The 20,333-nt window shown below is 68.8% G+C and carries 19 protein-coding genes; 9 read left to right on the forward strand and 10 right to left on the reverse strand.

What is annotated here, in order from left to right:
- Positions 1–88: 88 nt before the first annotated feature.
- Genes egtA through egtE form a run of 5 tightly spaced genes read left to right on the forward strand, consistent with a single transcriptional unit; the run spans position 89 to position 5,448 of the window.
- Positions 89–1,381 carry an ergothioneine biosynthesis glutamate--cysteine ligase EgtA gene (gene egtA, locus A5663_RS16140; RefSeq protein ID WP_068151087.1) on the forward strand — a complete coding sequence of 431 codons (1,293 nt, stop codon included), beginning with the start codon at positions 89–91 and terminating at the stop codon, positions 1,379–1,381.
- Positions 1,378–2,670: an ergothioneine biosynthesis protein EgtB gene (gene egtB, locus A5663_RS16145; RefSeq protein ID WP_068151090.1), complete on the forward strand. Its 1,293-nt coding sequence runs from the start codon at positions 1,378–1,380 to the stop codon at positions 2,668–2,670. Before egtA ends, egtB begins: the two co-directional genes overlap by 4 nt.
- Positions 2,670–3,362 carry an ergothioneine biosynthesis protein EgtC gene (gene egtC, locus A5663_RS16150; RefSeq protein WP_068151092.1) on the forward strand — a complete coding sequence of 231 codons (693 nt, stop codon included), beginning with the start codon at positions 2,670–2,672 and terminating at the stop codon, positions 3,360–3,362. Before egtB ends, egtC begins: the two co-directional genes overlap by 1 nt.
- Positions 3,362–4,327: an L-histidine N(alpha)-methyltransferase gene (egtD, locus tag A5663_RS16155; RefSeq protein ID WP_068151097.1), complete on the forward strand. Its 966-nt coding sequence runs from the start codon at positions 3,362–3,364 to the stop codon at positions 4,325–4,327. Before egtC ends, egtD begins: the two co-directional genes overlap by 1 nt.
- The gene (gene egtE, locus A5663_RS16160) at positions 4,324–5,448 is read left to right on the forward strand and encodes an ergothioneine biosynthesis PLP-dependent enzyme EgtE (protein ID WP_068151100.1); all 1,125 of its coding nucleotides are present in this window, start codon (positions 4,324–4,326) and stop codon (positions 5,446–5,448) included. Before egtD ends, egtE begins: the two co-directional genes overlap by 4 nt.
- Here the strand turns inward: egtE and A5663_RS16165 are convergent.
- Positions 5,445–6,947 carry a glutamate--cysteine ligase gene (locus A5663_RS16165; RefSeq protein WP_369816644.1) on the reverse strand — a complete coding sequence of 501 codons (1,503 nt, stop codon included), beginning with the start codon at positions 6,945–6,947 and terminating at the stop codon, positions 5,445–5,447. The genes egtE and A5663_RS16165 overlap by 4 nt on opposite strands.
- A gap of 30 nt (positions 6,948–6,977) precedes the next feature.
- Here A5663_RS16165 and A5663_RS16170 point away from each other — a divergent pair, with 30 nt between their 5' ends.
- Complete coding sequence (locus A5663_RS16170) at positions 6,978–7,778, forward strand: MBL fold metallo-hydrolase (protein WP_068151103.1); 801 nt, start codon at positions 6,978–6,980, stop codon at positions 7,776–7,778.
- 18 nt (positions 7,779–7,796) lie between these two features.
- On the opposite strand, the gene A5663_RS16175 is transcribed toward A5663_RS16170, so the two are convergent.
- Positions 7,797–8,564 carry a class I SAM-dependent methyltransferase gene (locus tag A5663_RS16175; protein ID WP_068151105.1) on the reverse strand — a complete coding sequence of 256 codons (768 nt, stop codon included), beginning with the start codon at positions 8,562–8,564 and terminating at the stop codon, positions 7,797–7,799.
- Between the two features lie 89 nt (positions 8,565–8,653).
- Between A5663_RS16175 and glpK the strand changes: the two genes are divergently transcribed.
- On the forward strand, positions 8,654–10,120 hold the full coding sequence (glpK, locus tag A5663_RS16180) for a glycerol kinase GlpK (RefSeq protein WP_231976810.1): 1,467 nt from the start codon (positions 8,654–8,656) through the stop codon (positions 10,118–10,120).
- Here glpK and A5663_RS16185 read toward each other — a convergent pair.
- Together A5663_RS16185 and A5663_RS16190 are read right to left on the reverse strand one after the other, a co-directional pair.
- The gene (locus A5663_RS16185; protein ID WP_068151331.1) at positions 10,117–10,977 is read right to left on the reverse strand and encodes an oxidoreductase; all 861 of its coding nucleotides are present in this window, start codon (positions 10,975–10,977) and stop codon (positions 10,117–10,119) included. The genes glpK and A5663_RS16185 overlap by 4 nt on opposite strands.
- Before the next feature lie 60 nt (positions 10,978–11,037).
- The gene (locus A5663_RS16190; protein ID WP_068151112.1) at positions 11,038–11,778 is read right to left on the reverse strand and encodes a PadR family transcriptional regulator; all 741 of its coding nucleotides are present in this window, start codon (positions 11,776–11,778) and stop codon (positions 11,038–11,040) included.
- A gap of 141 nt (positions 11,779–11,919) precedes the next feature.
- Here A5663_RS16190 and A5663_RS16195 point away from each other — a divergent pair, with 141 nt between their 5' ends.
- On the forward strand, positions 11,920–13,254 hold the full coding sequence (locus A5663_RS16195) for a carotenoid oxygenase family protein (RefSeq protein ID WP_068151115.1): 1,335 nt from the start codon (positions 11,920–11,922) through the stop codon (positions 13,252–13,254).
- Here the strand turns inward: A5663_RS16195 and A5663_RS16200 are convergent.
- Positions 13,251–14,090, reverse strand: a complete 840-nt coding sequence (locus A5663_RS16200; protein ID WP_068151117.1) for an RDD family protein — start codon at positions 14,088–14,090, stop codon at positions 13,251–13,253. The genes A5663_RS16195 and A5663_RS16200 overlap by 4 nt on opposite strands.
- Positions 14,091–14,118: 28 nt before the next feature.
- On the opposite strand from A5663_RS16200, the gene A5663_RS16205 reads away from it, so the two are divergent.
- Positions 14,119–15,111 (forward strand): stage II sporulation protein M, encoded by a 993-nt coding sequence (locus A5663_RS16205; protein WP_068151121.1) that lies wholly within the window; start codon positions 14,119–14,121, stop codon positions 15,109–15,111.
- Here A5663_RS16205 and A5663_RS16210 read toward each other — a convergent pair.
- From A5663_RS16210 to A5663_RS16230, 5 genes are read right to left on the reverse strand one after another with little or no spacing between them, the layout of a single operon-like run.
- A complete protein-coding gene (locus A5663_RS16210) occupies positions 15,108–16,430 on the reverse strand; it encodes a DUF58 domain-containing protein (protein ID WP_068151124.1) in 1,323 nt (440 codons plus the stop codon). The two genes, A5663_RS16205 and A5663_RS16210, sit on opposite strands and share 4 nt — an antisense overlap.
- Positions 16,427–17,392, reverse strand: a complete 966-nt coding sequence (locus A5663_RS16215) for a MoxR family ATPase (protein WP_068151129.1) — start codon at positions 17,390–17,392, stop codon at positions 16,427–16,429. Before A5663_RS16215 ends, A5663_RS16210 begins: the two co-directional genes overlap by 4 nt.
- Positions 17,389–18,528, reverse strand: coding sequence for a DUF4350 domain-containing protein (locus A5663_RS16220; protein WP_068151334.1), 1,140 nt, complete (start codon positions 18,526–18,528; stop codon positions 17,389–17,391). The genes A5663_RS16215 and A5663_RS16220 overlap by 4 nt, the downstream gene beginning before the upstream one ends.
- Complete coding sequence (locus tag A5663_RS16225; RefSeq protein WP_068151132.1) at positions 18,525–19,178, reverse strand: DUF4129 domain-containing protein; 654 nt, start codon at positions 19,176–19,178, stop codon at positions 18,525–18,527. Before A5663_RS16225 ends, A5663_RS16220 begins: the two co-directional genes overlap by 4 nt.
- 1 nt (position 19,179) lies before the next feature.
- Complete coding sequence (locus A5663_RS16230) at positions 19,180–20,322, reverse strand: hypothetical protein (protein ID WP_369816645.1); 1,143 nt, start codon at positions 20,320–20,322, stop codon at positions 19,180–19,182.
- Positions 20,323–20,333: the final 11 nt, after the last annotated feature.

Here is a 20,333-nt window from a genome sequence, read left to right on the forward strand (position 1 = left end):
CGTCATTCGGAATCGGCGAGACTTGTCGGTCTCGTCTGGAAGATGGTTGAAGTAGGCGAGCGGTCCGACCCGGAAGGGGATGGTTGGGATGACCTACACCATCACGTCCGAGGCGGATGACGCGCGGCCCCGAACAGCTGATCCCGTCGTGCTGAGCAGCGTGCACGCCGCCGGGTTGCGCGTCGCGGACGGGTGCCTGCGCGACGGCACCGTGGGCCGGGTCGGACTGGAGATCGAGGCGCACTGCTTCGACCTGGCCGATCCGGTGCGCCGGCCGGCGTGGCAGGAGCTCACCGACACCATCGCCGCACTGCCGGTGCTTCCCGGTGGCAGCCGGGTCACCGTCGAGCCGGGAGGCGCCGTCGAGCTGTCCGGCCCGCCGCTGCCGGGTGTGACGGCGGCGATCGATGCGATGGTCGCCGACCGTGCGGTGTTGCGGGATGCTTTCGCCCGCGCGGGCTTCGGATTGGTTCTGCTCGGCGCCGATCCGCTGCGTGCCCCGCAGCGCGTCAACCCCGGATCGCGCTACCGCGCGATGGAGGCGTTCTTCCAGGCCAGCGGCACCGGCGCCGCGGGTGCGGCGATGATGACGTCGACGGCGTCGGTCCAGGTCAACCTCGATGCCGGTCCGCGCGCCGGCTGGGCGGACCGGGTGCGGTTGACGCATGCGCTCGGCCCGACGATGGTCGCGATCGCGGCGAATTCGCCGCTGTTGAGCGGGCGGTTCTCCGGCTGGCGCTCCGCCCGGCAGCGGGTCTGGAGCCAGCTCGACTCGGCGCGCTGCGGCCCGGTTTTGGGTGTGAGCGGCGACGACCCGGCCTGCGACTGGGCACGCTATGCGCTCAAGGCGCCGGTCATGCTCGTCAACGATCCGGTGACCGGCGCCGAACCGCTCACCGAATGGGTGCCGTTCGTCGACTGGGTCGAGGGCCGCGTGCCACTCGGCGGGCGCAGGCCCACTGCAGCCGACCTGGACTACCACCTGACCACGCTGTTCCCGCCGGTGCGGCCGCGCCAGTGGCTGGAGATCCGATATCTGGACAGCGTGCCGGATGCGATCTGGCCGGCGATCGTGTTCACGCTCGTCACGCTGCTCGACGATCCGGTGGCCGCCGATGTCGCCGCCGAAGCCACCGAACCTGTGGCGACCGCATGGGATCAGGCCGCCCAGATCGGCCTGGCCGACATCCGCTTGCACGCTGCCGCGCAGCGATGTGTGCAGGTCGCTGCCGAACGCGCGCCGGCCGCCCTCCAGGAATCGATGCAGCAGCTGGTGCGTTCGGTAGAACAGGGACGATGCCCAGCCGACGACTTCAGCGACCGCGCCGTGAACCACGGCATTGCACCTGCGGTCACTGAACTGGCCCGAGGGGACTTGTGACACCACGCGAGACCATCGCGCGCGAACTGACCAGGGCACGCGAGCGCACGTTGCGGCTCGTCGACTTCGACGACGCCGAACTGGGGTGTCAGTACAGCCCGCTGATGAGCCCGTTGGTGTGGGACCTCGCCCACATCGGCCAGCAGGAAGAACTCTGGCTGCTGCGCGACGGCAACCCGGACCGGCCGGGGATGCTGACCCCCGACGTCGAGCGGTTGTACGACGCGTTCGTCAACTCCCGCGCAAGTCGGGTCAACCTGCCGCTGCTCCCGCCGTCTGACGCCCGCGCCTACTGCGGCACCGTGCGCGAGAAGGTCCTCGACACCCTCCACCTGCTGCCCGACGACGCTGCCGAATTGAACGACGCTGCCGGATTCAGCTTCGCGCTGGTGATCAGCCACGAGAACCAGCACGACGAAACCATGTTGCAGGCGCTGAACCTGCGCGCCGGTGCGCCGCTGCTCGGCGCGGGCGAGCCGCTGCCGGCCGGCCGGGCCGGCGTGGTGGGCACCTCGGTACTCGTCCCGGGTGGTGAGTTAGTGCTGGGCGTCGACCCGGTGGTCGAGCCGCACTCCCTCGACAACGAACGTCCCGCCCATGTGGTCGATGTGCCCGACTTCCGCATCGGCCGCGTTCCCGTCACCAACGCCGAGTGGCGGGAGTTCATCGACGACGGCGGCTACGGCAACCCGCGGTGGTGGTCCGACCGCGGCTGGGTGCATCGGCGGCAGGCCGGCCTGCGCGCACCGCAGTTCTGGAACGACGACGGCACCCGCACGCGCTTCGGCCACGTCGAGGAGATCCCTGCCGACGAACCGGTCCAACACGTCACGTTCTACGAGGCGGAGGCCTACGCGACGTGGGCCGGTGCCCGCTTGCCCACCGAGATCGAATGGGAGAAGGCTTGCGCGTGGGACCCGGTGGCCGGTTCGCGCCGTCGCTTCCCTTGGGGCACAACAGCACCCACCCCGGCGCTGGCCAACCTCGGTGGTGAGGCGCTGCGACCGGCCCCCGTCGGCGCCTATCCGGCCGGCGCGTCGGCCTATGGCGCCGAGCAGATGTTGGGTGACGTGTGGGAGTGGACCACCTCACCGTTGCGGCCGTGGCCCGGTTTCACGCCGATGGTCTACGAACGCTATTCGCAACCCTTCTTCGACGGGGACTACAAGGTGCTGCGCGGCGGGTCGTGGGCGGTCGCGGCGAGCATCCTGCGGCCCAGCTTCCGCAACTGGGACCACCCGATCCGCAGGCAGATCTTCTCCGGTGTGCGCTTGGCGTGGGACGTCTGATGTGCCGGCACATCGGGTGGATCGGCGCGCCCGCGTCGGTGGCGTCGTTGGTGCTCGAGCCGCCCAACGGCCTGCTGGTGCAGTCGTATTCGCCGCGCAAGCAGAAGCACGGGCTGATGAACGCCGACGGCTGGGGCGTCGGGTTCTTCGACGACGACGGCGTCGCCCGCCGGTGGCGCAGCGCGACACCGTTGTGGGGGGATGCCTCGCTCGCCTCGATCGCTCCGGCGCTGCGCAGCCGGTGCGTCGTCGCCGCCGTCCGCTCGGCCAGCGTCGGCATGCCGATCGAGGCCACGGCGTGTGCGCCCTTCACCGACGGCCACTGGCTGCTCTCGCACAACGGCCTCGTCGACCGCGCCGTGCTACCGCTTTCTGCCGACGCCGAATCGACCAACGACAGCGCGCTGCTGGCCGCGATGATCTTCGAGCGGGGACTCGACGCGCTCGGCGAAACCATCGCCGAGGTGGGCGCCGCCGATCCCGGCGCACGGCTCAACATACTGGCGGGCAACGGTTCTGAGCTACTGGCCACAACCTGGGGGGACACCCTTGCGGTGCTGCGGCGAAGCGACGGTGTCGTGGTGGCCAGCGAACCCTATGACGACGATCCGGGCTGGCGCGACGTTCCCGACCGTCATCTCGTGCGCGTGGCCGGGTCCGATGTCGAGCTGACACCGTTGAGAGGATCGTGATGACCCTGTCGCTGTCGAACTACCTGTCCGCCGACTCGGCGGCGGTGGCACTGCGCCGTGATGTGCTCGACGGGCTGGCTCGCACCCCGAAGTCGTTGCCGCCGAAGTGGTTCTACGATTCGGTCGGAAGTGACCTGTTCGAACAGATCACCCGGCTGCCTGAGTACTACCCGACACGCACCGAAGCGCAGATCCTGCGAGAGCGGTCCACTGAGGTGGCTGCGGCCTCGGGCGCGGATACGCTGGTCGAACTCGGCAGTGGCACGTCGGAGAAGACACGCATGCTGCTCGACGCGCTGCATGACGGCGGCTCTCTGCGCCGGTTCATCCCCTTCGACGTCGACGCCTCAGTGCTGACATCCGCCGGCGAAGCGGTCAGCAGGGAATACCCCGGCATCGAAATCGATGCCGTGTGCGGCGATTTCGAACATCACCTGGACCGGATCCCCCGAACCGGGCGCCGGCTGTTCGCGTTCCTCGGCTCCACAATCGGCAACCTCACGCCACAACCGCGCGCCGCCTTCCTTGTCGCGTTGTCAGACACCATGCAGCCGGGCGACACCTTGCTGTTGGGCACCGACCTCGTCAAGGAAACCGACCGGCTGCTGCGGGCGTACGACGACAGCGCCGGGGTCACCGCGAGGTTCAACCGCAACGTGCTGTCGGTGGTCAACCGCGAGCTGCGAGCCGATTTTGACCCTGCCGCCTTCGAACACGTCGCGAAGTGGAACGCCGCCGAGGAGCGGATGGAGATGTGGTTGCGCGCCAACGGTTCTCAGAGCGTCACCATCCGCGGCCTCGATCTGACCGTCGACTTCGCCGACGGCGAGGAGATGCTCACCGAGGTGTCCTGCAAATTCCGGCCCGACGGTGTCGGCGCAGAACTGGCCGCCGCCGGGCTGCGACGCACGCACTGGTGGACCGACGCCGCGGGCGACTTCGGGCTTTCCTTGTCGGTCAAATGAGTCTCGGTGAACAGTGGCGGTCCGCGCGGCCGGCGGTGGCGGGGCTGCACCTCGATAGCGCGGCCTGCTCACGCCAGAGCTTCGCGACCATCGACGCCGCCACCCAGCACGCTCGTCACGAAGCCGAGGTCGGCGCATACGTCGCCGCTGACGCCGCCACCCCCGCATTGGATGCGGGCCGGGCCGCGCTCGCGGCGCTCACCGGCCTGACGCCCGGCGACGTCGTCTTCACCACCGGCGCCAACAACGCGCTGGACCTTCTGCTGTCGGCGTGGCCGGGTCCACGCACGCTCGCATGCCTGCCCGGAGAATACGGACCGAACCTGGGGATCATGGCCGCCAACGGTTTTCAGGTCCGGGCAATGCGCGCCGACGAAGACGGTCGGCTCGACGTGGACGCGTCCGCGCGCATGCTGGCCGGCGACCCGCTGGCCCTGGTGCACCTGACGGCGCTGGGCAGCCATCGCGGCGTCGCACAACCGCTGACAGCACTGGCCGACGTCTGCCGCAGCCTGGAGCTGCCGCTCGTGATCGACGCCGCGCAGGCGCTGGGGCACCTCGACTGCGCGGTCGCGCCGTCGGCGATCTACGGCTCGTCGCGCAAATGGCTCGCGGGCCCGCGGGGAGTGGGCTTTCTGGCGATCGCACCGGAGCTCGCTGCGCGGCTGCGCCCGCGCGTACCGCCACCGGACTGGGACCTGCCCCTGAGCGTCCTGCAGCGCCTCGAACAGGGCGAGGCGAATATCGCGGCGCGCGTGGGCTTTTCCGTCGCGGTCGGCGAACACCTCGCGGCCGGATCCGCGCAGGTCCGTGAGCGTCTCGGCGAGGTCGGCCGGATGACACGCGAGGTGCTCGCCGAGGTCGACGGCTGGCGAGTGGTCGAAGCGGCCGACGAGCCGACGGCGATCACCACGCTCGCGCCGACCGACGGCGCCGACCCGCAGCGGGTGCGCGCGTGGCTGATCGCCGAGCGCGGCATCGTCACCACATATGCCGAGACGTTGCGGGCCCCGTTCGAGATGACGACGCCGGTGCTGCGCGCGTCACCCCACGTCGACGCGAGCGCCGGCGATCTCGAACAGTTCGCGGAGGCGCTTGCCGTTGCGACTGCGCAGGCTTAGTCGTCGAAACCCTCGTCCCAGGTGTGCACCGGCTCGTTGCTGTGCATCCGCGTCGCGTACCGGCGCAGCATCTCGGCGAGCGCGGCGGGCCGCGCCATCCCGCGCTCCTGCAACGCCCGCACCGTCGCGACCTGCCAGGTGGCGCCGTTGCGACCTGTCTTCGCGCGGCCCTCGATCACCCCGAGATACCGGTCGCGCACCTCGGCCGCCACCTCCCACCGGCGCAGTCCCTCGTCGGCCATCGGTAAGAGCCGGCGTAGCACCAGCTCGTCGGCGGTCACCTCGCCGAGGCCGGGCCAGTACAACCGGGCATCGATCCCGCGCTGCGCCGCTTCCATGAAATTCTGGTGTGCCGCAGCGAAACTCATCTTCGTCCACAACGGACGGTCCTCCTCGGCCAGCGCGCGCAGCGTGCCGTAGTAGAACGCGGCGTTGGCCATCATGTCGACCACGGTGGGGCCCGCGGGCAGCACCCGGTTCTCCACCCTTAGGTGCGGGCGGCCGTTCACCACGTCGTACACCGGCCTGTTCCACCGGTAGATGGTGCCGTTGTGCAGCCGCAGCTCGGCCAGCTTTGGGGCACGTCCCTCGGCGAGTTCGCGGACCGGATCCTCATCGGACAGCTCCGGCAGCAGCGACGGAAAGTAGCGCACGTTCTCCTCGAACAGATCGAAGATCGACGTGATCCAGCGCTCGCCGAACCAGACGCGCGGACGCACGCCCTGCGCCTTGAGCTCGTCGGGCCGGGTGTCGGTGGCCTGGGCGAACAGCTCCACGCGGGTCTCGGCCCACAGTTCGTGACCGAAGAAGTACGGCGAGTTCGCGCCGAGCGCGAGTTGCGGACCGGCCAGCACCTGAGCGGCGTTCCAGTTCTGCGCGAACTCGGCGGGCGACACCTGAAGGTGCAGTTGCATGCTGGTGCAGGCCGACTCCGGTGCGATCGACGCGGTCTGCAGACTCAGCCGTTCCGGCCCCACGATGTCGATCAGGATGTCCTCGCCGCGCGCGGTGAAGATCGAATCGTTGAGTGCCTGATACCGCTTCGACTCGCTCATCCAGCGGCCCGTGAGGTGCTCGGGCAGCAGCGTCGGCAGGATGCCGATCATCACGATGTGCGCGTCATGGCGGCTGGCCTTGGTCTCGGCCGCGTTGAGGCTCGCGCGCACCTCGGTTTCCAGTTCGAAAGCGGCCTGTCCGGGCAGCCGGCGCGGCGGCACGTTGAATTCGATGTTGTAGGCGCCCAGTTCGGTCTGATACGCCGGGTCGGCGATCGCCTGTAGCACTTCGGAGTTGCTCATCGCGGGTTGATAGGCCGAGTCGACCAGATTGCACTCGATCTCCATGCCCGTCAGCGGTCGCTCGAAGTCGAAGCTCGACTGGGTGAGCATGGTCTCGAACACGTCGAGGCACTGTTGGACCTTGCGTCGGTACTCGCGGCGCTGCGCGCCGGTGAAACCGGCGCCCTTGAGTTCCTCACCCACACGCCCATTGTCGGGCATAACCCCTGCCGCGGCGGGTAGTCAGGGGCGATGGACGTCACCGTCACCTTCATCGGCAACGCCACCACCTTGATCTCCGGCGGCCAGGTCACCCTGTTGACCGACCCGAACTTCCTGCACCGCGGCCAGCACGCCTATCTGGGCTACGGCCTGCTGTCCAAGCGACTCAAGGGACCGGCGCTCGACATTGACCAGTTGCCCGTGCTCGACGGGGTGGTGCTTTCGCACATGCACGGAGACCACTGGGACCGGGTGTCGCAGCGCCGCCTCGACCACGGGCTGCCGATCCTGACCACCCCACATGCGGCCAAACGGTTGGCTCACCGCGGCTTCGGCGAAGCCGTCGCGCTGGACACCTGGCAGCACCACACGTTCACCAAGGGCACCACGTCGGTGACCGTCACCTCGCTGCCCGGGCGGCATGCGCCCACGCCGGTCGACCGATTCCTGCCGCCGGTGATGGGCAGCATGATCGAGTTCTCCGACGGCACAGCACGGCGTCGCCTCTACGTCTCCGGTGACACCCTGCTCGTCGACGAATTACGGGAGATCCCAGTGAGATTCGAGTCCATCGACGTTGGCGTGCTGCATCTCGGGGGCACCCGGCTGCCCTTCGGCAGGCACCTGCCGTTCGGTCTGACGGTGACGATGGACGGTCGCCAGGGCGCAGACGTCGTCGAGTTGCTCGACCTGCCCAAGATGATCCCGGTGCACTTCGACGATTACGGGGTGTTCGCCTCGCCGCTCTCCGACTTCGTCGGGGAAATGAAGCGGCGCGGGCTGGGCGACCGGATCATCGAAATGGAACGCGGAGCGTCGGTCACCATCTGAAGCGTTTCACCCGTGCCGTCAGCGGCGCGCGACGACGATCTGGGGACTCAGCAGCCCGCCGCGTAGCTTCACGTCGATCGCCGGGTCGGCGTGAGCGGCCAACGCGCGCAGCGCCGATGGTGAATACGTGCGCAACGAACTGATGATTCCGTCGTGCGCGAACGGAAGGATCGCCGCGAACGGCAGCATGGCTGCAATGCGCATCAGATGAAGCGGCGACGGCGGCCGCGGCAGATCGATGATCAGCAGCTTGTCGGCCACCCGGGTGCCTTCGGCGATCGCGCGCGCCGCCGCCGACGGCGCGAGGTGGTGGAACGACAGCGCGAACACCGCCAGGTCGAACTGGCCGTCGGCACCGTCGATCGCGGTGGCGTCCAGCTGCCGAACCGCGGCGCGCGGGTGCTGCCCGAGGTCTGACTGAGCCATCGCCTCGACGGAGGTGGCGTCGAGGTCGGTGACGGTGAGCACGGCAGTGGGATGCCAGTCGAGCAGCTTGCGTGACAACGCGCCGTGGCCCGCACCGAGTTCGAGGATCTTCGGATCGGCGACGTCGGCGACCTCGGCGAGCGCGATCTCCGCGAACCGCTCGGTGGTGCCGAACCGCTCACCTGCCCACTCCAGCGCACGGATGACGCTGCGCTGGCGCGCCGCGTCGGCAGGACCCTTGGGGACGCGGTCGAGGTACTCGAGCCGCTCGGTCTCCAGCATCCGGTCCAGGCACGATGCGTCGGGTCCCCCGCGGGGCATGCGGTCGATACCGGCGATCGTCTTGCCCATGTAGTCCATGATGGACTCTCGATCGCAGTCGAGAGAGGAAGAGCAGGTTGGCCGAATTCGTCGCCGCCATCGACCAGGGCACCACCAGCACCCGGTGCATGATCTTCGACCACGGCGGTGCCGAGGTCGGCAGGCATCAACTCGAACACGAGCAGATCCTGCCGAAGGCCGGCTGGGTCGAGCACAACCCCGTCGAGATCTGGGAGCGCACGGCGGCGGTCATCATGTCGGCACTGAACAAGACGAACCTGTCCGCATCCGACCTCGCTGCTCTCGGCGTCACCAACCAGCGGGAAACCGCGATGGTGTGGAACAGGCGGACCGGCAGGCCGTACTACAACGCGATCGTCTGGCAGGACACCCGCACCGACCGGATCGCGACGGCTCTGGACCGCGACGGCCGTGGCGACGTGATCCGCCGCAAGGCCGGCCTGCCGCCCGCGACCTACTTCTCCGGCGGCAAGGTGCAGTGGATCCTCGACAACGTCGACGGGGTGCGCCGCGACGCGGAGAACGGCGACGCGATCTTCGGTACGCCGGACTCCTGGGTGTTGTGGAACTTGACCGGCGGAACGCGCGGCGGCGTGCACGTCACCGACGTCACCAATGCCAGCCGCACCATGCTGATGAACTTGGAGACCCTCGACTGGGACGACGAGTTGCTGTCGTTCTTCGACATTCCGCGCCAGATGCTGCCCGAGATCAAGCCGTCGTCGTATCCCGAGTCCTACGGCATCACCCGAGACGAGGGACCGGTGGCAGGTCAGGTGCCGCTCACCGGGATCCTCGGCGACCAGCAGGCGGCGATGGTCGGTCAGGTCTGCCTCGATGCGGGCGAAGCGAAGAACACCTACGGCACGGGCAATTTCCTGCTCCTGAACACCGGTGAGAAGATCGTGCGCTCCGAGAACGGCCTGCTGACCACGCTGTGCTACCAATTCGGGGACGCGAAACCCGTTTACGCCCTTGAGGGTTCGATCGCGGTGACCGGATCGGCCGTGCAGTGGCTGCGGGATCAGCTGGGCATCATCAGCGGCGCGGCACAGAGCGAGGCGCTGGCTCGCCAGGTCGACGACAACGGCGGTGTGTATTTCGTGCCCGCATTCTCGGGATTGTTTGCGCCGTACTGGCGTTCGGACGCGCGCGGTGCGATCGTCGGGCTGTCGCGGTACAACACCAACGCCCATCTGGCGCGCGCGACTCTCGAGGCGATCTGCTACCAGAGCCGCGACGTCGTCGACGCGATGGCGGCCGACTCCGGCGTGCAGATGGACGTGCTCAAGGTCGACGGCGGCATCACCGCCAACGACCTGTGCATGCAGATCCAGGCCGACGTCCTCGGCGTGGAGGTGGTCAAACCCGTCGTCGCCGAAACCACCGCGCTGGGAGCGGCATACGCGGCCGGCTTGGCGGTCGGGTTCTGGGAGAACGCCGACGACCTACGGTCGAACTGGCAGGAGGACAAGCGCTGGACGCCGTCGTGGAGCGAGGACCAGCGTGAATTCGCTTACGCCGGATGGCAGAAGGCGGTGCAGCGCACGCTCGACTGGGTCGACGTCGACTAGAGACGGAAATCCTCGGAGAGTTCGATGTCGGCGACGGCCGTGTTCTCCTCGAGGTGGCGCACCGACGACGTGCCCGGGATCAGCAACACGTTCGGCGCCACCGACAGCGTCCACGCCAGCACGATCTGTGCCGGTGTGCGGCCGAGTCTGTCGGCTTCCCGTCTGACCGCCGGATGGCCGAGCACCGGGTTGTCGGCCACGAATCCGGAACCCAGCGGAAAGAAGGGCACGAACGCAATTCGGTGTTCGATGCACGCGTCGAGCACCGGCTGCGAGGTGCGGTCGACGACGTTGTAGGCGTTCTGCACGCAGACGATCTCGGTGTGGTCCAACGCGATTCGCAGATGCTCGGCGACCACGCTGGACAGTCCGACACCGGCGATCAGGCCTTCGTCTCGGGCCTTGATCATCGTCGCGAGCTGCCGCTCGAACAGCTCGCGGTTGACCTGGGCGGGCTGGTTGGGATCGCCGCCGGCGTCATGCACCCGCAGGTTCACGGCGGCCAACCGGTCGGTGCCGAGCGTCTCCAGGTTCTCCTCGATGCTCGCCCGCAGCTGATCGGGCTCCTGCGCGGGCAGCCACGCGCCGGCCTCGTCGCGGCGCGCGCCGACCTTGCTGACCAACGCCAGGTCGTTCGGATAGGGATGCAGCGCCTCGCGGATCAGCTCGTTGGCCACGTTGGGGCCGTAGAACTGTGACGTGTCGATGTGGTTGATGCCCAACTCGATCGCCCGCCGCAGCACCGCGATCGCCTGGTCGTGGTCTCGTGGCGGGCCGAACACCCCGGGCCCCGGCAACTGCATCGCGCCGAACCCGACGCGCTTGACATGGAAGGAGCCCAGCGGGAAGGTGTGCACACTCTGCATACGTAATGCGTACACCCATCCCGCCGGGCTTATTCCTCGAACGTCGAGGGGCTATTCGGCTTCGCCGAGGATTCCGTAGATCTCGCGGCGGGCATTGTTGACGATGTCGACGACCCGCTGCTGTTGGTCCTCGCCGGTGGCGTAGGCCGCCTGCGCGACGGCGCCCATCAGCTGGGCGACGGCGCTCTGGAGGTTGGCGTGGCCGGGCGCCTCGTCCTTGAAGCTGTCGGTGATCTCTTCCCACGGCGCGGTCGCGATCTTCTCGACCGCGGCGCGGCCGTCGTCGGTGAGCTCGAAAAGCTTCTTGCTGCCGTCGGTTTCGGTCGCGACGATCAGACCCTCGTCGACCAGCAGCTGCAGCGTCGGGTACACCGACCCGGGACTCGGCCGCCACAGGTTCTGGCTGCGTTCGCCGATCTCCTGGATCATCTCGTAGCCGTGCATGGGCCGCTCGGCGAGCAGCTTGAGGATCGCCGCGCGCACATCGCCGCGACGGCCCCGGCCGTGCCGACGGCCGCGGTGCGGACCGCCGGGACCGAAGCCCGGACCGAAACCGGGGCCGAAGCCCGGACCGAAACCGAAGCCGCCGCGCCGGTCGAAGCCGAACTCGAACCCGCGACCGGGGCCGCCGCGGCCGGGTCCGAACGAGGGCCCGCCGTCGTGCTGCCTGAGCTGCTCGCGCAGGTTGTCCCGGAGTTCGCGCCGGGCCTGTCGCCGCTGCTGATGCAGCGCCCGCCGGTCGAGCGGGGTGAAGCCGAAGCCGCCGGGCGGCGGCGTGAAGGGGTTGGTCATAGCTGTTTTCCTTTGATCGGGGGAGACGCGGATTGCATCTCGATACGTTGACGATATATCGGAACCTATCGCGATGCAACCTCCTGGGTGACACATCGCCGAGGACGTGCCAGAGTCGGCTATCGACTCCAGGAGACGCAGATGACCGAGACGACCGACTCGACTCTTTTCGGCGCCGACGATTTCTTCCGGCGCGGCAACTACGCTCCGGTCGCCGACGAACTGAGTGAGTACGACCTTCCGGTGCAGGGCGCGATACCGGCGGAATTGGACGGTTGGTACCTGCGCAACGGGCCCAATCCGCGCCGGAGCAGCGCGCACTGGTTCACCGGCGACGGCATGATCCACGGAGTCCGCATCGAGGGCGGCCGGGCCAAGTGGTACCGCAATCGGTGGGTGCGGACCGACAGCTTCATCTCCGAGTTCCCGCTTTACAACGCCGACGGCACTCGCAATCTGCGGGCCAGCGTCGCCAACACGCACGTCGTCGGCCATGCGGGAAGGACCTTGGCGCTGGTCGAGTCGTCGCTGCCCTACGAGATCACCAACGATCTGGAGACGTTGGGCGCCTACGACTTCGGTGGCAAGCTGGTCGACTCGATGACCGCACATCCCAAGATCTGCCCGGCGACAGGCGAATTGCACTTCTTCGGCTACGGCAACATCTTCACCCCGCACGTGACCTACCACCGCGCCGACGCCGACGGCGAGTTGACCGTCAACCGGCCGCTCGACGTTCCGGCCCTGACGATGATGCACGACTTCGCCCTGACCGCGACCCACGTGATCTTCATGGACCTGCCCATCGTGTTCGACCTCGACATCGCGATGAAGTCCGGAAGCGACATGCCGTACCGCTGGGACGACAACTACGGCGCGCGGTTCGGGTTGCTGCGCCGCGACGACCCGTTCGGCGAAGTGCGGTGGTTGGACATCGACCCGTGTTACGTGTTCCACGTCGCGAATGCCTACGATGACGGCAACTCCGTTGTGCTGCAAGCGGTCCGGTATCCCGAATTGTGGCGGGGCACCAGCGGTTTCGAGGCCGACGGGGTGTTGTGGAGCTGGACGATCGACCTGTCCACCGGCACTGTCGCCGAGCGTCAGCTCGACGACCGTGCGGTCGAGTTCCCGCGGATCGACGACCGGTTGGCGACCTTGCCGGCCCGATACGCCGTCGCGGTCGGTGACGGCCGGCTCGTGCGTTACGACCTCGCAACAGGAGACGCGGCCGAGCAGGCGTTCGACATGGAGAGCGCCCCGGCCGGCCCCGGTGAGGCGGTGTTCGTTCCGTCTCCGTCGGGCCCTGCGGACGAGAACAGCGGCTGGTACCTCGGTTACGTGTACGACCCGGCGCGTGACGGCAGCGACCTCGTGATCATCGACGCTTCGGACTTCACGGGTCCGCCCATCGCCAGAGTCCAGCTGCCGCAGCGTGTCCCGTACGGGTTCCACGGCAACTGGATCGCAGGCTAGCCCGGCGGCGCGAAGCCCCCAGACTGGGGCTGAACCGGCGGCGGCGGTGGGATGGGCCAAGGCGCGGCTGGTGGCGCGGCGTGGCTCGATTGCAGTCGAGCCAACTCGCGACGGTGCCGCTCGGCCAGCACCGCCGCGAGTATGAACTGCGGCGGGGTGCCCGGTGGGGGCGGCGGTGAGATCTGCGCGACGACGCCGGTGGTGATCCGGCGAGCCATTCGATCGCGCACATCGGGATCCAATTGCGCTGCGCGGCTGAGGAACTGACGAGCCAACTCGGCCTGCTCGGGCCGCAACCCCGACAGCTGCAACGATGACGCCCACCATGCGAGCTGCGGCGGCATGGGCGGTGGGGGAGACATGCGGGGCGCACGCTCGCTGATCACCACGGTGCCGGCGAAGATGTCTCCGAGCCGTTTGCCTTTGGCCGACAGCAGGCTGCAGATCACGGCCGGACCACCGGCGAGCATCCAGATCTCGACGACCCCGGACAGCGCTCGAAAGAACGCCTGCCGAAACCGTTCTGGGCCACCGTCTTCTGACACCACCCGCAGACCCATCGCCATCTTTCCCAGCGACCGGCCGCGCGTCGCGGTCTCGAACACGAGCGGATAGCCCACCAGGGCGAGCACGGTGAAGATGATCACCAGCGCTCCCGACAGTGCCGGATCGAACTGCGTGAGCGTCAAGGCGAAGAGCAGCAACCCGATCAGATAAAGCAGAAACACGACGGTGATGTCGATGAGCGCCGCCACCGCTCGTACCGGAAGCTGGGCGATCTGGACGTCGAGAACCACCGCGTCTCCGGTCACGACAGGTTCCTGCTGCCAGACCATAGCGCCCAACGCTACTAGGATTCGGTGCGTGGATGTCGACGCGTTCGTGCTGACGCACCGCGCGACGTGGGACCGCTTCGAGCAGTTGATCAGACGTCGCCGCCACCTCACCGGGGCCGAGGTCGACGAACTGGTCGATCTGTACCAGCGCGTGTCCACGCACCTGTCGATGGTGCGCTCTGCATCCACGGACTCGGTGCTCGTGGGCCGGCTGTCGGGCCTCGTTGCCCAGGGCCGCAGCGCGGTGACCGGCGCGCACGCGCCGCTGTGGCGCGAGTTCGTCCGGTTCTGGACCGTCTCGTTCCCCGTCGTCGCCTACCGGTCCCGGGCGTGGTGGCTGAGCACGGCCGTCGTGTTCCTGGCCACTGCCGCTCTGATCGCGGTCTGGGTGTCGGGCAGTGCCGAAGTGCGGGCGGCCATCGGCACGCCCGAGGAGATAGACCAACTGGTCAACGCGAACTTCGCGAACTACTACAGCGAGCACCCGGCGGGTTCGTTCGCGCTGCAGGTCTGGGTGAACAACGCCTGGATCTCGTTGCAGTGCTTGGCATTTGCGATTCTGCTCGGCCTCCCGATTCCCTACGTGCTGCTGCAGAACGCCGCCAACCTCGGCGTGAACGCGGGGCTGATGTTCGGCGCGGGCAAGGGCGACGTCTTCCTCGGGCTGATCACCCCGCATGGCCTGCTCGAGCTGACCGCGGTGTTTCTGGCCGCCGCGGCAGGAATGCGGCTGGGATGGAAGGTCGTCGCGCCGGGTGACCGTCCGCGCGGACAGGTGCTCGCCGAGCAAGGCCGCGCGATCGGCTCGGTGGCGGGCGGGCTGGTGGCGGTTCTGCTGGTGTCGGGGCTCATCGAGGCACTCGTGACGCCCTCGCCGTTGCCGACGGCGGCCCGGATCGCCATCGGCGTGACAGCCGAATTCGCGTTCCTGGCGTACATATTCCACTTCGGCCGAAGGGCGCAGCGGGCGGGCGAGACCGGAGACGTCGACGACGCCCCCGACGTGGTGCCGACCAGCTAGAGCCGGCCGGTGGCTTTCATCGCCAGATAGTGGTCGGCCAGCGCGGGAGCGAGTTCCTCGGGCGGGGTATCGACGACTCCCACGCCGCTGCGCCGCAATCGAGAAGCGATCGCCCGCCGCTCGTTGCGGGCCCGTTCGGCTGCTGCGGCGTCGTAGACCTGCACGGCGTCGGCGCGCCCGCCCGCGAGCACCTCGACCCGGGGGTCGGCGACCGCCGCGACGACGACGCCGTGCTTGGCCGTCAGCTGCGCAAGCACGGTCATGAGGCCTTCTTCCAGCGCGGAGGCGTTGAGGTCGGTGAGCAGCACGACCAACGCGCGCCTGCGAACACGACGCTGCACCGCTGAGACCATCGCGACCGCGTCCGATTCGATCAGCGCGGGCTCGATCGGGGCCATCGCCGCCACCAGTTGAGCGAGCAGGTCCGTGCGGGAGGCGTTGAACACCGCTGCCCTGGTCATTCGGTCGTGGGCAAGGAAGTCGACGTGGTCGCCCGCCCGGGAGGCGAGCGCCGCGAGAAGCAGCGCGGCGTCCATCGACCAATCCAGCCGCGGCCAGCCCGAAAGCTCGTTCGCGGTCGGGTCCACCCCGACACGACCCGCCGAGGTGCGGCCGGTGTCGAGCACGATGACCACCCGTTGATCCCGTTCCGGGCGCCATGTCCTGACGACGACGTCGGCACGCCGCGCCGAGGCGCGCCAGTCGATCGACCGGACGTCGTCGCCGATGACATACTCCCGCAGCGAGTCGAACTCGGTACCCCGGCCGCGGATCAGGACCGGCGTATTGCCTTCGAGCTCAAGCAGTTTCGCGAGCCGCGACGGCAGGTGTCTGCGCGACAAGAACGGTGGCAGGATCCTGACCCGCCACGGTACGCGGTGCGAGCTCTGGCGGCCCGCCAGCCCGAGCGGCCCGGTCGCGCGAACCGTCACCCACGCCGACTCCTGGTCGCCGCGGCGCACCGGCCGCAGCGTCGTCACAAGCCGAAGCTGTTGCCCGGCGGGCACATTCACACGGTGAACGCGCGGCGCGGCGCGCGCGCTCGGCGGCCAGGCGTCGCGGACGAGTCCCCTGACACGGCCCGCACCGGTGTTATCGACGTGCAGCACGGCCTCCACCGACTGGCCGAGCCGTGCTGTGGGTTCGCCCGACCGGGTGAAACGCACCCTGCGAGTGCTGCCCGCCAGCGCCGCGTCGAACACGATCAGCGTGAGCAGCGCGACGATCAGCACGGCGAACGTCCATCCCGGCCGCGGTGAGACCGCGATCGGTGCGACGAGGATCAGCGCGACCAGCCCCGCACGCCCGGTGAGGATCACCAGCGTGGCACCGGCACTGTCGCGAGTATGCCGTCCAGCACCCCGTCGGGAGTGGCACCTTCCAGTTCGGCTTCCGGGCGCAACTGCACCCGGTGGCGCAATGTCGGCCGCGCCATCGCCTTCACGTCGTCAGGCGTCACGTAGTTGCGCCCCGACAACCAGGCCCACGACCGGGCGGTCGCCAAGAGTGCGGTCGCGCCGCGCGGCGACACTCCCAGCTGCAGAGAAGATGAATTCCTTGTGGCGGTGGCGATGTCGACGACATAACCGAGCACCTCGTCGGCGACCAGGACACCCCCTACCGCCGCGCGCCCGGCGGCCAGTTCGGCGGCTCCTGCGACGGGTCGCACATCGGACAGGTCACGGGGGTCGAACCCGTGCGCGTGCCGGTTCAGGATCGCGACCTCTTGTTCGCGTGTCGGTAGCCCAACGTTGAGTTTGAGCAGGAACCGGTCCAGTTGCGCCTCGGGCAGTTGGTAGGTGCCCTCGTACTCGATGGGGTTCTGCGTCGCGGCGACGATGAACGGATCCGGCAGTGCACGGGCTTCGCCCTCGACGCTGACCTGGCGCTCCTCCATGGCTTCCAGCAGCGCGGCCTGAGTCTTGGGTGGCGTCCGGTTGATCTCGTCGGCCAGCAGCAGGTTCGTGAACACCGGCCCGGACCGGAACTCGAATTCCGCTGTGCGCGCGTCGTACACCAGCGAGCCGGTGACGTCGCCGGGCATCAGGTCGGGAGTGAACTGCACGCGCTTGAAGTCCAGTTGCAAGGCAGCGGCCAGCGTGCGCACCAGCAGCGTCTTGGCGACCCCGGGAACGCCTTCGAGCAGTACGTGGCCGCGGCACAGCAGCGCGATCACCAGTCCGCTGACGACCGCGTCCTGACCGACCACCGCCTTCGCTATCTCCGAGCGCAACGCCAGCAACGCGGTTCGCGCGGAATCGTGTTCACCTGCCTGAGTCACGAGCGTGCGACCTGCCTCTCGATGTTGTCGAGTTCGCGTGCAAGGCGGACCAGTTCGGCGTCGTCTCTCGGCGGCGGACCGAACAGGATGTCACCCAACGCCTGCGGAGGAATATCGCAGTGAGCAGAAACCGCTTGCACGACCGCGACGGTATCGGGGCTGGCGCCCAGGCCGAGACGGGGCTGCATCCGTTGCAGCGCCGCAGTGCGTAACTCATCGGCGGCCCTGTCGCGCGCGCGTCGGGAGCGGTACAGCCGGCCACGGCCCTCCACGGTTTCAGACGCTCGCACCACGACCGGAAGCCGTTCTGCGACAAGCGGACCGATGCGCCGGCTCTGCCACGCGCCGACCAGCACCACCGTCGCCGCGAGCTGCCACAGCACCCACCGCACCTGCTGTGGAACCAGGTCGAAGAGAGAGGCGCCCCCTTCTGACTCGCCCTCGGTGAACTGCGGCGCATACCAGATCATTCGCCGGTCGGTACCGGCGAGATTCATGGCGAGCGCCGCGTTGCCCTCCTTGAGCAGCCCGCCGTTGGTCATGAAATCGGAGTTGCCGACCACGGTTACATCTCGCCCCTCGGCGGTGTAGCGGACCAGTGCGCCGTCGTAGCAGCGGGTGAGGGCGGTGTCCTCGTCTGCCGCGTCGTAGGCGTCGCTCAGCCCGAACTGCACCGCCCCCGCGCGGGTGGCTTCGCGAAGGTCGCAGCCCGGCCGCTCACCGCCGCCGAACGTGGTGGCGCCGCTCAACCTGATCTCTGGCGCCAGAGCTTCCCGGGTGCGTGAGATCGGCTCCACCAGTAGGCGATCGCCCGGGAGCGCCGCTAGCCGCTGGAGCAACGCGTCGTCGACGAGGTGGTAGGTCTGTACCACGATCAACAGGGCGTCGGGCCGGGCTGCCGCCTCGACCGCGGCCACATCGCGCGCCTCGACCACGTCGACGCCGTGCTCCCGCACCAGCGTCATCAGCGCCCGTGTCCCGTCCGGCGACGTCGACTCCGGATCCATCCGCCCGCCCGGGCGCGGCGCGGTGAGATAGGCGCTCAGCGTCGCGAAAGCGATGACGGCAGCCAGCGCCAGCAACACCCACTTGGCTCCACGCCAGCGTTGGCGGATCGTCGGCGCCACGGCGGTCATCGGATCTCCGCCCACCCGTCGGGCGTAGGCGGGCCGGCCACCGCAGAGGCCACCACTGGCGCGTGCGAGCCGATGCGGTCGTCGACGCCCGCAATGATCCGGTAGGCGCCCTCGGTACCCGGTCGTTGACCATAGGACACGTCGTTGAAAGCCGTTGCTGCACAGGACAACTCGTCGCTCAGCGCGGGTATCCGACTGCCGGCGTCTCGCGCCAGCTCGGTGGCGGTGCGCCCTGGGACGGGATCGAGCACACCGAGCTCTTCCAGGTGCCGTGCGACGGCTCGCAGCCGGTGCCGAATCGCCGCGGCCCAGTCCCCGGCCGCGGCGGCTCGTTCCGCCAACCCACGATGTTGCGCCGCGGTGAGCATCTGGTCGCCGAACAACCCCACACTTCGGCCGCGACCGGTTCGCATGGTCCGTCGCGCGACTCGAACCGCCACGACCACCGCCACGGCGAGCAGGATCGCCAGCACCGTGACCGTCAGCCAACCACCCGGCACGGACGCACCCTGCACCGAGAGTCGGTACAGCAGGTCCTCGGCCCAGTCGATGACCCGCTCGATGAGGGAGCCCTTGGGGTATATCGGCTTTGCGAGTTCGTGTTGCGCTGCCTCGTGTGCGGCATCGCTGTCGATGTCTATCGTCGGCACGTCAGTTGTGACGGGTCAGCCACAGCTGGTCGGTCGACTCGGACGGCACGGCCGGGCCGTACCCGGCACCGGTCTGCAGCACCAGATCGAAAGCCTCCCTGCGGATTCGGCCATCGGTGTACTGCAGTGCCACCACGCCCGCGCTGAAGGGTGCGGTGATGATCTGGCCGATCGCACCCCCGACGGTGAGCAGGATCAGCGCCAGCAGCGCGGCAGCCGTCGTCGTCGCCGCCATCAGCACGAGCTGGCCGCCGAGGCTGAACGGGAACGCGACAGCGCCAGCGACGAGTTGGGCGACGATCACCGCGAGCAGCCGGATTCCCAACACCCGCCAGAAGTCTCGTTTGATCAACGCGAACGACCGTTGCACGGCCACGACGATGCCGAGCCGCTCGAGCACGATGATGACGGGCGTGTAGGTCAGCATCGTGGCCAGGTACACGAGCGCAGCGAAAAGCGCCAGGACCAAGGGGATTCCGATCACCGCCGCGGCAGCACCACCCGCGGCGACCGCGATCCAGGCGACGAGACCCACGACCACGGCGACCAGGACCAGCGCCCCGGTCACCTCGAGAACCGAGAACCCGATCAGCGCCCACAGCCGCCCCCGAAGTCGTTGCCAAGCTTCACCGATGGTGATTCCGGAACCGAAAACGGCCCTGCCGACGACGACAGTGAGCATCCCGCTCAGCAGGATCGACGCCAGCCCGGTCGCGACCGATCCGGCAAGCCCCGACACCATGGAGCCCAGCAGCGCGCCCGTCGAGACCTCATCTTCGCCACTGAGCGCCGGCGCCAACTGCCCGCCGACGGCCAGCGGGCCGACAGAAAGCAGCAACGCGAGCAGCTGGGTGGCGACGACCACGATCGTCGTGAGGCCGAGCGTGGCTTTCGGGTTCGTGCGGATGTAGCCGACCGCACCGTTGAAGATGTCGGACAGGGTCAGTGGGCGCAGCGGGATGACGCCGGCCTTCAGCGCGGGGGGACGGTATCCCGGTGGCGGGCCGTAGCCAGGGGGCGCGAATCCAAAAGGTGCGTACCCCGGCGGCGGGTAGTACCCCGGGGGCGGTCCGTAGCCGGCCTGCGGGTACCCCGGTGGGGCGTAGCCCGGCGGCGGGCCGTACCAGCCGGCGTCGGTGCTCATGGCCACCATCC

Source organism: Mycobacterium sp. E740 (assembly GCF_001672895.1).
Classification (GTDB): domain Bacteria; phylum Actinomycetota; class Actinomycetes; order Mycobacteriales; family Mycobacteriaceae; genus Mycobacterium.